The 10,881-nt window shown below is 52.3% G+C and carries 7 protein-coding genes; 5 read left to right on the top strand and 2 right to left on the bottom strand.

Going from position 1 to position 10,881, the window contains the following annotated elements; genetic code table 11:
* Nucleotides 1-87: 87 nt before the first annotated feature.
* Entirely contained in the window at nt 88-621 is a 534-nt protein-coding gene (locus tag C2M35_RS05010) for a DUF2937 family protein (RefSeq protein ID WP_105264741.1), read from the bottom strand.
* A gap of 14 nt (nt 622-635) precedes the next feature.
* Nucleotides 636-1,334, bottom strand: a complete 699-nt coding sequence (locus C2M35_RS05005; RefSeq protein WP_158677917.1) for a lytic transglycosylase domain-containing protein — start codon at nt 1,332-1,334, stop codon at nt 636-638.
* A 416-nt stretch (nt 1,335-1,750) separates the two neighbouring features.
* On the opposite strand from C2M35_RS05005, the gene C2M35_RS05000 reads away from it, so the two are divergent.
* Genes C2M35_RS05000 through C2M35_RS04980 form a run of 5 tightly spaced genes read left to right on the top strand, consistent with a single transcriptional unit; the run spans nt 1,751 to nt 10,881 of the window.
* Nucleotides 1,751-2,050 (top strand): isoamylase early set domain-containing protein, encoded by a 300-nt coding sequence (locus C2M35_RS05000; RefSeq protein WP_105199862.1) that lies wholly within the window; start codon nt 1,751-1,753, stop codon nt 2,048-2,050.
* A 4-nt stretch (nt 2,051-2,054) separates the two neighbouring features.
* Nucleotides 2,055-4,088: a 4-alpha-glucanotransferase gene (gene malQ, locus C2M35_RS04995; RefSeq protein ID WP_105264740.1), complete on the top strand. Its 2,034-nt coding sequence runs from the start codon at nt 2,055-2,057 to the stop codon at nt 4,086-4,088.
* Complete coding sequence (gene glgB / locus C2M35_RS04990; RefSeq protein WP_105264739.1) at nt 4,078-6,312, top strand: 1,4-alpha-glucan branching protein GlgB; 2,235 nt, start codon at nt 4,078-4,080, stop codon at nt 6,310-6,312. The genes malQ and glgB overlap by 11 nt, the downstream gene beginning before the upstream one ends.
* Entirely contained in the window at nt 6,293-8,395 is a 2,103-nt protein-coding gene (gene glgX / locus C2M35_RS04985) for a glycogen debranching protein GlgX (protein ID WP_234000022.1), read from the top strand. The genes glgB and glgX overlap by 20 nt, the downstream gene beginning before the upstream one ends.
* Nucleotides 8,392-10,881, top strand: a complete 2,490-nt coding sequence (locus C2M35_RS04980; protein ID WP_105264744.1) for a glycogen/starch/alpha-glucan phosphorylase — start codon at nt 8,392-8,394, stop codon at nt 10,879-10,881. Before glgX ends, C2M35_RS04980 begins: the two co-directional genes overlap by 4 nt.

The following is a 10,881-nucleotide window of genomic DNA, read 5'->3' as shown; positions in this document are numbered from 1 at the left end:
ATGTAGAATAACTACACCACACATGTGCCGCCTTGTATAAATACACTACAAACTGCTGCAGAAACAAACAACAAAGGTCAACAGACCCTAGGATTGGCTCCGCGCAGGGCGGAGCATACGTCCGACACGCATAAGTGCCAGCACCATTAACACAAACAAGGCCTCAATCGTCCAACTGACTATTAGGGCAAAAATAACCGCGCTGGCCAGGGCTTCAAGATTAAGCTGGATTTGCGGCGTGTAATTATGCCAGACCTGAGTGCCTATGCTTTGCACCGGGGAGCGAACCAGGTGCAGGTAGGGGTGTTGGCTAAACTCTTCAAGGGCCAATTCCAAGGTGTTACTACGCTGTAACAGTGTGGCAAGATTATCGCCACCTTTGGCATACACTGGGTCGTTGCTTTGTTGATAATGCGCTAACAACTGGGAGAGGGAACCGCCAAAAAATTGTACGGCATCTTCCTTAAAAGGCGCTACGGCGGCGTTGGTTTCAACCATTGCCGCGCGCAGCGCATGTCCATAATCATCTTTAAATCCTGGCACCTGTAGGCCAACCAAGGCGGCAATAAAAAACACACATAAGCGCAGGTAATTACGGCACCAACGGATAATCTTTAGCATAGGTTTACGAGAACTTAAGGTGAAGTAACAGATTGCTCCAGTGTGTCATTTTTCACCATTAATTGCGAGGCCAGCAGCTCTTGCTCCTCAGAATACTGTCGGTAGCGATTACGCAAAATATCTATGCGCTGAACAAAAGCGCGGGTTTGTTTAAACGGTGGCACGCCGCCATAGTGCACCACTCTGCTGGGGCCAGCATTATAGGCTGCGGCCGCGAGTTTGGCGTTGCCCTTAAAACGTTTTAACAAATGGGCAAAGTAGGCGCTGCCAGCGGCAATATTTTCTGCCGGATCGAAAGGGTCGTTAATATTGAACTCTTTTATCAGCAGGGGCATAAGCTGCATTAAGCCCTTGGCTCCCCTGTTGGATTCGGCCTTGGGGTTAAAGTTAGACTCGGCATGTACTATGGCCTTGAGCAGCGCCAGGTCAATGCCGTTCTCTTTCGCTGCGGCGACTAGGTGCTGATGATATTTATCTGTATACAGTGGGGTTCTGTGCCAGGCTGCTAGTTGCTGATCGCACTGGTCACATTTTAATTCTACAACCTCAAAGCCTTTAACCTTGGGCTTGGCATCGGTGAAAACCGCGATCCCTTGTTGGTTGTAGTAGTGATAGATGGTGGATTGTGCCTGAACTGCAAATGTTGTCCCTAATAAGGCAAATAATACAAACACTTTCAAGGCATTAAGTTTTGACAAAAGTGGTCTTTCCATGTGGTGTGCTCGCATTTTGATTCACCTTTAAGCCTAGCACAGGGTCATGATTTAGGATGAGAATTTGTAGTATAAATGAATTTTCACTTAACGGACATAGAGTTAGCTTTTTACCCACCTTGCTTTTAAATGCTATCTACGGGGCTAAAACACATTTTGTGTACATTTATCTAACAAAGGTGTTCTGCGCTTGCTAACAGTTGGCATTGTTTATGCGGTGGTTCTGCTAGGACGCAGTAAATTCGGGGTTAACAACCAAAATTGCACTATTTTGGCGCTCGGCTTGCACTGTAATAAAGCGTCCATATTAGGCTGCTAGCCTAATTCAAACTTTGCAAAACACACCGATTTGCTTAGCAGTATCCATGGCACATTGATGTGGCGATCGAATATTCAACCTTATTTGGAGCCCAGCTATGCTAAAAAAACGCTTTTTTAAAACCAAAGAAGAAGCAGAAGTCACCTTTGAATATATGCATCCGGATGCCGAAGCTGTGGCCTTAGTCGCCGAGTTTAATCAGTGGCAACCGCTGGCGATGCAATATTCGAAGAAGGATCAGTTATTTCGTACCAAGCTGCGCTTACCGAAAAACAGCGAGTTTCACTTTCGCTATTTGATCAACGACGAGCAGTGGGATAACGACCATCAGGCCGATGCCTATGTTGCCAATGATTTTGGCACTGACAATAGCGTTGTTTCGACTTACTTAGGTTAGTGCCGTGGATGTCTTCGCGCAAGCCTGTTACCTCATGGGTGTTGGCTATGAATACCATAGCTATGAAGGCGAGTTGCTGCGCTTTAGTGATGCGGTGCGCAGCCAAGCCCTGACGGCCATGGGTGTGGACGGCGCGGATTTAGCGGCGCTGGCCGAGCTTAATTTTCGCCTGGACGCCGCGCCTTGGCTGCAATTGGTAGATAACACCAGCCTGGTGCATGAGCAGCGGCCGCGCCTTTTGGTGCGGTTGCCTCAGTCTTTGTATCAAGACAACCAGGCGAGTGTGCATTTGCTGTTAAGCGACAGCGACAAACACCTGGATTGGTCATTGGCCAAGGGTGAGATTGTCGGCGACTATTGCCTCGACCATGAGATTTATGTGCAACTGGCCTTTAGCTTGCCGCAAAACTGGCTCGCACCCGGGTTTTATGATGCCCAGGTGACAATAGGCGAGCAAGTTGCAGATACCCAATTATGGTGGGTGCCCACAAACAGCTATCAGGTTCCTTGTTTTACAAAGTCCACAAATGTGGCGGCGCCAAAGCTGCTGGGTTTGTCCTTTGGTCTGTATACCCTGACAAGCGAGCGCGGTGTCGGCATCGGCGACTTTTCTGATTTAGCCGCCATAGTTGTTGCTGCCGCAGAGCAGGGGATAGATTATTTGCTGCTCAACCCGTTACACCTGCTCGACACCAAAGACGCAAAGGCCGCCAGCCCTTATAGCCCTGTGAGTCGGTTGTTATTGCACCCCCTTTATATCAGTATCGAACTCAGTGAGGATTGCGATCAAGGGCTTCGCCAGGCCTTGAGCGAGGCGCATGAACAATATCAAAGCCTTGCCAGTGCCCCCTGGCTCGATTACGAGCAGGTGTATGCCTTGAAATGGCCCTTGCTACAGCATCTCTATACGAATTTTTGTGCATCCGCCTGTGATGAGCGTCGTCGCGCCTTTAAGCATTTTCAAGACGCCCAGCGCGATGCTCTGGATACTTTGCCAACCGACAGCAGTGAACAGGATGAATATTGGCAGTGGCAGGCCTGGTTGCAACGCAAACATTGCCAGCAACTGGCCATCACCAGCGGCATGCGCATAGGGCTTATTAACGACTTGGCCGTGGGTGTTACGCGCGCTAGCGGCGAATATCGCCAGTATCAATCGCACTTTACTCAGGGCGCCGAGATAGGCGCGCCGCCGGATCCCTTTGCCCGTCATGGACAAAACTGGGGCATGCCCGCACTTCATCCCAAACGCATGGCAAGGGAGCACTTTGGCTACTTTAAAAGCCTGCTTGGCGCCAATATGCGAGATGTTGGGGCGCTGCGTATCGACCATGTGATGGCGCTGCGTCGTTTATGGTGGTGCCTGTCAGAGCAAGCAGGAAAAGAGGGCGAGCAACAGGGCTGCTATGTGTATTACCCCTTTGAAGAGTTGCTGGCGGCGGTGAAAATCCTCAGTCATCAATATCGCTGCGCTGTGATTGGCGAAGACCTGGGCGTGGTACCGCCGCAGGTGCAAACAGCGCTGGCCCAATCGCAAGTGCTTACCAATACCGTCTTCTATTTTTGTCGCGACCAGCATGGCTTTTGGGCGCCTGAGCATTTGCCCGAGCAGACCTTGCTGATGATAAGCAATCACGATTTGCCGCCCTTTGCCGCCTGGTGGCAAGGTGGTGATATCGAACAGGCGCAAAAACTGCAGCTCGTTAGTGAAGAGCAAGTACAAAATTTATATCGCCAAAGGCAGCTGCTGCGTGAGCAATTATTAGCGCTGCTCGCTAAGCATAACCAGGTTCACAGTCAAGAATCCACAAGTGAGGAAGTATATGCGGCCTTGTCTCAGGTGTTGGCCAAAGGGCCTAGCCGCTTGCTGACCCTGCAACTGGACGACCTGGATAACCAGCAGGTGGCGGTTAATGTTCCCGGCACCCATACTCAATATCCCAATTGGCGGCGACAACTAAGCACCCAGGGCGGTGCGATTTTGGCGCGTCGGGCGTCCCTTCTTCAGCAATTAGGTAGAACTAGAAATGGCACGTAGCGCAAAAAAAGTAGAGTTTCCGGTTAATTTAGATGCAGCCCTCGCGGCCCTTGAGCAGGCTAAAGTGGGCGAGCCTCGCCAGCTATTGGGTCATCAGTGTATCGAGGGTGCCTGGTTTATCCTTGCCTATAAACCCGGCGCCGAATCTGTGGCTGTGGTGTGTGCATCGGGCACAATTCAGGCGCAGCGTTATGGCGATTCGGATCTGTTTTTGGCGCCCAGCCAGGCGCAATTCGAACCTTATGAGCTGCAAGTTCGTTACCCGCATTTAGAGCGCCAGGAAGCGGATGTGTTTAGCCTGGGGCTGGGATTGAGTGCCGCCGACCTTTTTTACTTTCGCCAGGGCCAAGAGCAGCAGGCGCAGCGTCATTTAGGCGCGCACCCCATGGATATCGACGGAATTAGTGGCGTACGCTTTAGTGTCTGGGCACCTAATGCTCAGGCGGTCAGCGTGATTGGCGATTTTAACCATTGGGATAGGCGTCAACACCCCCTAAGCCGTGTTGATGACAGCGGCGTATGGGCCATTTTTATTCCCTCAGTGCCAGTGGGCAGCTGTTATAAATTCTCCATTCACAGCGCGCTGGGCGAGCACCTGGTTAAGGCCGACCCTTATGCGCTGGCCATGGAAAAACCGCCGGCCACCGCTTCGGTAGTTGCGCAAATACCAACACTTGTGCCGCTCAGCCCAGATTATTATCAGCAGCGCAGCGAGCGCAATGCCATTGATGCGGCCATTAGCATCTATGAGGTGCACCTGGGCTCCTGGCGCCGCGGCGAAAACAATGAGTATTTAACCTATCGTCAACTGGCGGAGCAGTTGCTGCCCTATGTAGAAGAAATGGGCTTTACCCATATTCAATTGATGCCGATCAGCGAATATCCCTTCGACGGCTCCTGGGGCTATCAGGGTATAGGCCTGTTTGCACCGAGTGCGCGCTTTGGCAGTGCCGAGGACTTTGCTTACTTTTGTGCCCAGTGCCGCGCTGCGGGTATCGGCCTGCTGCTCGACTGGGTGCCCGGTCACTTTCCCGGTGACAGCCATGGTCTGGCTCGTTTTGACGGCACCCACTTGTATGAGCATGCGGACACCCGCCAAGGCTTCCATCCGGATTGGCACACCTATATTTACAATTATGACCGCCAGGAGGTGCGCAGCTTCTTGGTGTCGAATGCCACTTACTGGCTGGAGCAATTTGCCGTGGATGGCCTGCGTGTAGATGCCGTCGCTTCCATGCTATACCTAGATTACAGTCGGCAAAACGGTCAATGGCTGGCGAATAAATTTGGTGGTCGCGAAAACCTCGGCGCCATAGATTGTTTGCAGCAGATCAACAGCGTTTGCTATGCCCGCAATCAGGGGATCATGATGGTCGCTGAAGAGTCCACCGCCTGGCCCGGGGTCACTAACAGCGTAGAGCATGGAGGCCTGGGTTTTGGTTATAAATGGAATATGGGCTGGATGAACGACTCGCTCAAATATATGCAGCTTGACCCCATCTATCGCCAATATCATCACCATGAAATGACCTTCTCGCTGGTCTATGCCTTTAGCGAAAACTTTATTTTGCCGCTGAGCCACGACGAGGTGGTACACGGTAAAGGCTCGTTGTTACATAAGATGCCCGGTGATCTGTGGCAGAAATTCGCTAACCTGCGCGCCTATTACGGCTTTATGTGGGCTCACCCGGGTAAAAAACTTCTCTTTATGGGCGGTGAGTTTGCTCAGCATGACGAGTGGAACCATGACAATTCCTTGCAATGGGATTTACTGGTGCACGCCAGTCATCAAGGTATCCAGGACTGGGTGCGTGATTTAAACCTGGTGTATCGCCAATACCGGGCCTTGCATGATAACGACCGCGACCCCAGCGGCTTTACCTGGCTTGATGGCGATAACAGTGCCCACAGTATTTTCAGCTTTGTGCGCACGGCTAAGGATGGCGGCCAAAAGGTGATTTGCGTGCATAACTTTACTCCTCAGGTGCACCATGATTTTCGCTTACCCGTGCCTGCAGCGGGCAAATACAGGGTGTTACTTAACAGCGACGACCAAGCCTATGACGGCAGTGGTGTAGCCGTTATTGAGGATGAAAATACGTTTATTGAGGCCGAGCCCGTGCCCTGGTTGCAGGAGTCTTATTCGCTGCAATTAAGTCTGGGGCCTCTGGCCAGCATTTATTTGTTGTGGGAGTGCGATGCGGATGCAGTGGCTAACCCGTAACGGCAACACAGATATCTTGGGCGCCTCGGTCAACGCCGAAGGCGTGAATTTCTGCGTCTTTGCCGAGCATGCCGAGTCCGTGTCCCTGTGCCTGTATGATAATTCCGGCCATAGCGAAGTGGCTCGGGTGGAGCTGTATCGCGGTGAAGCCGGACTTTGGTGCGTGCAAATCGATGGGATTTATGAAGGTCAGCTCTACGGTTACCGGGTTCATGGCCCATTTGCGCCCCACAAGGGGCAACTCTATAACGCCAATAAACTCCTTATCGACCCCTATAGCTACGCGCTTTATGGCGAGTTTCAGCCCAGTGTGCGCCATCGTGCCATAGACGAGCAGGGGGTATTGTGCCCTTTGGATAACGCTCATCTTATGCCTAAATCCAAGGTCTTTCAGGGAACTCCCTATGCCGGGACGCGCCCGCAGATCCCTTGGTCGCAAACCGTTATTTATGAGTGCCATGTTAAGGGCTGGTCAGCGCGTCACCCGGGTATCAGCGCCGCCAAAAGGGGCACCTTTTCGGCTCTGAGCGAAGATGCCTTTATCGAGCATATAAAGGCGCTTGGCGTCACCTCTGTTGAGCTGATGCCGGTGCAGCAGTTTATTAGCGAGCCATTTTTAGCGCCCTTGGAGCTGAGCAATTATTGGGGTTACAACACCTTAAGCTATTTTGCGCCTCATAAGGGGTATGCCCTGGATAATCCCACGCATGAGTTTACTGAAATGGTTGCCACCTTGCATCGCCATGGACTGGAGGTGATAGTCGATGTGGTTTACAACCATAGTAGTGAAGGCGCCTTACTCGGACCTTGTTGCCATTTGCGCGGTTTTGATAATCAGGTGTACTACCGTCTTGATGCTGAGGGTCAATACATTAATGACACCGGCTGCGGCAACACCCTGGCGCTGGAGCGTCCACAAACCTTGCAATTGGTGCTCGATAGCCTGCGGTACTGGTATCAGGTGCTGGGTGTTGATGGTTTTCGCTTTGATTTAGCGCCCATTCTTGGTCGCGATAAACGGGGGTTTAAAGCCGCCCACAGTTTCTTTCAATGTCTAGCTCAAGACCCTGTATTGCGCCGTGCCAAGGTGATTGCTGAGCCCTGGGATATAGGCCCGGGTGGCTATCAGCTCGGTGCTTTTGCGCCGCCCTGGCGGGAATGGAACGATCAGTACCGCGATGTGGTTCGCCGCTTTTGGCGCGGTGATGCGGATATGCTGGGGCTGCTGGCCAAACGCCTGCATGGCTCAGCGGATATTTTCGTCAATCGCCCCCCGAGCAGCAGCATTAATTTTATCGTCAGTCACGACGGTTTTACCTTGGCCGACTTGGTCAGTTATGAACACAAACATAATCAGGCTAATGGCGAGCACAACCGTGATGGCCACAGTGCCAACTACAGCTGTAATTATGGTGTTGAAGGTCATAGCCAGGACCCGCAAATCAAGGCACGCCGCCTTAAGGCACAAAAGAACCTGCTGCTTAGCCTCTTACTTTCTAAAGGCGTGCCCATGCTCAGCGCCGGCAGTGAGCTAGGCCATACTCAGGGCGGCAACAATAATGCTTACTGTCAGGACAACGCCATTAGCTGGTTGGCCTGGCACGACTACAACAGCCATCATCCCTTGGCGAGTTTTATCAGCGAACTACTGACGGTGCGCCGCTACTTCGCCATTTTCACGCTCGACAGACATATCCATCCGGATGATCCCCGCTTTACTGTGCTTTGGTATCGTCCCGATGGCCACCAGATGCAAACCCAGGATTGGCACGATACCAGTTTGCATACCCTGATCTACACCCTGATCGACAATGACCGCCAGCAGTGTCTGACCTTAGTGTTGCACCGTGGTGGCAGCGAGTGTGAGTTGTGTTTGCCGCCCTTGGGCTTGGGCTCAGAGGCGCTTACGGAGGAGCGCGGTCGTTGGCACTGTGTGCTCAGCAGTGACTGTGATACCCAGGGTTACGGCGACAGCCGCGCCATGCAAGCTCTGCATCAAGGCGACAAATTTACCTTAAGCCCCGGCTCCAGCTGGGTGTTTAGCAATATTCCATGGCCGCAAATAGTGAGACCTTCAGCATGACTAAACCTGCACCCCAATGCCAACCCTATGATTGGCAAGAAGCCCCCTTGCTCGACAGCCAAACCCTGGCCGTTGATCTAGCCCGGCATCTGCATTACACCCTGGGCCGTGACAAGGTCGGCGAATCCCAGCATTATCTCTATCAGGCATTGGCGCTGACCATACGAGATAGATTGGTGGCTCGCATGCGCCATACCCGCAATGATAATGCCGATAAACGCAGCGTGTCTTATTTATCCTTGGAATTTCTGATTGGTCGCAGCCTCAATAACGCCATTTTAAATCTCGATTTGGCCGATGAGGTCAGAGCCGCATTGGCAAACTATTGCGCCGAGCTTGAACATGTCGCCGATGCCGAGCATGACGCAGGCCTAGGAAATGGTGGCCTGGGCCGCCTTGCGGCGTGTTTTCTCGATAGTTGTGCGGCCATGGCCCTGCCGGTCACCGGCTATGGCATTCGCTATGAATATGGCATGTTCAACCAGCGTTTGGATAATGGCTATCAGGTTGAGCAACCAGATCACTGGCTGCATGAGGGCCACCCCTGGGAGCTGCCGGCACCGGATCAAACGGTGCGGGTGAAGTTCTTCGGCCATGTTGAGGTATTTAAGGATGCCAAGGGGCGCAGCCATCGCGTGTGGGTAGACACCCATGATGTGTTTGCCGTGCCTTATGATGTGCCTGTGCCCGGCAATGGCAATGATGTGGTCAACACCCTAAGGTTGTGGAAAAGTGAAGCCACCGATGAATTCGATTTAAGTGAATTTAATGCCGGTGGTTATGCCGAGGCGGTGGCGAAGAAAAACCTGGCCGAACAAATCTCCATGGTGCTGTACCCCAATGATGCCTCGGAAAACGGCAAAGAGTTGCGCCTGCGTCAGCAATATTTCCTCTGCAGTGCGTCCTTGCAGGACAAAATAAAACAATGGGTTGAGCGCCGCGGCGATGATTTCACCGAGTTTGCCGATTATCACGTATTCCAGCTTAATGACACCCATCCCAGCATAGCCGTGGCCGAGCTGATGCGTTTGCTGATTGATGAGCACGAGCTCGACTGGCAGCAGGCCTGGGACATCACTACACAAACCATGGCCTACACCAACCACACCTTGCTGCCGGAAGCCTTGGAAAAATGGTCGGTAGCCCTGTTTGCCCGTCTATTGCCGCGCCTGCTTGAGATCATCTATGAAATCAATGCCCGTTTCTTAATAGAAGTGGCAAAACGTTGGCCCGGCAATAACGACAAGCAAAGGGAAATGTCGTTAATCGAGGAGGGCACAGAGCCACAGGTGCGAATGGCGTATCTGGCCATTGTTGGCAGCTTCTCGGTCAATGGCGTTGCGGCGATGCACAGTGAGTTACTCAGGCAAAACCTGTTTAAAAACTTCTACGAGCTATGGCCACATAAATTCAATAACAAGACCAATGGTGTGACCCCCAGACGTTGGTTGATGCACTGTAACCCGCAATTGGCGGCGCTGATCACCAGTAAGATTGGCGCGCACTGGCAGGATGACTTTAGCGAGATCAGTAAACTGCGCCGTTATTACGATGAGCCACAGTTGCTGGCCCAGTGGCAAGAGGTTAAGCAAGCCAATAAGCAGCGCCTGTGCGCCCTGGTGCAGTCGCAGTGCGGCGTGGAATTTGACGCCAATATGCTGTTTGACGTTCAGGTTAAGCGTATTCATGAATATAAACGCCAGCTGCTTAATATCCTTCATGTTATTCATCTGTATCGGCGTATTTGCGATGGCGATACCGACAATATGGTGCCGCGTTGCGTACTCATTGGCGGTAAGGCGGCGCCGGGATATTTTATGGCCAAGCAGCTTATTAAGTTGATCAGCAATGTAGCGGCGACCATCAATGATGATGCCAAAGCCAAGCCCTGGCTCAGGGTGGCATTTTTGCCTAACTACAATGTTACCGCCATGGAAACCATCTGTCCGGCGGCGGATCTGTCCGAGCAAATCTCTACCGCAGGGAAAGAGGCATCCGGCACCGGCAATATGAAATTTATGATGAACGGCGCCATTACCATAGGCACCCTGGACGGCGCCAATGTGGAGATGCGCGAAGCCTTGGGCGGCGAGCATTTCTTTGTGTTCGGCGCCGAGGTTGAGCAGGTTGATGCCATTCGCAAAAATTACAATGCACGCGACATTATCGCCGGTGATAAGAATTTAAGTGCTGTATTAGCGCTGCTGAAAAGCGGTCATTTCAATGTCTGTGAGCCGGGGATTTTCGACTCGATTCTGGCGGCGCTCTATAGCGACACCGACCCTTGGCTCACCTGTTACGACTTTGCCGATTATTGCCAGGCGCAGGAGCGCGTCGCCAAGGCTTACCAGGATAACCAAGGTTGGACGCAAATGAGTGTGCTCAACACCGCCGCATCCGGCCCGTTTTCCAGCGACCGAACCATTGCCCAATACAGCCAAGAGATTTGGCGCCTAAACCCGATTACTACACCCCAAGGAGAATAG

It is taken from the genome of Pseudoalteromonas sp. T1lg76, from assembly GCF_002964725.1.
GTDB lineage: Bacteria > Pseudomonadota > Gammaproteobacteria > Enterobacterales > Alteromonadaceae > Pseudoalteromonas.
Note: the sequence above shows the minus strand (reverse complement) of the source record. Positions and strands in the feature narration are given on the sequence as shown.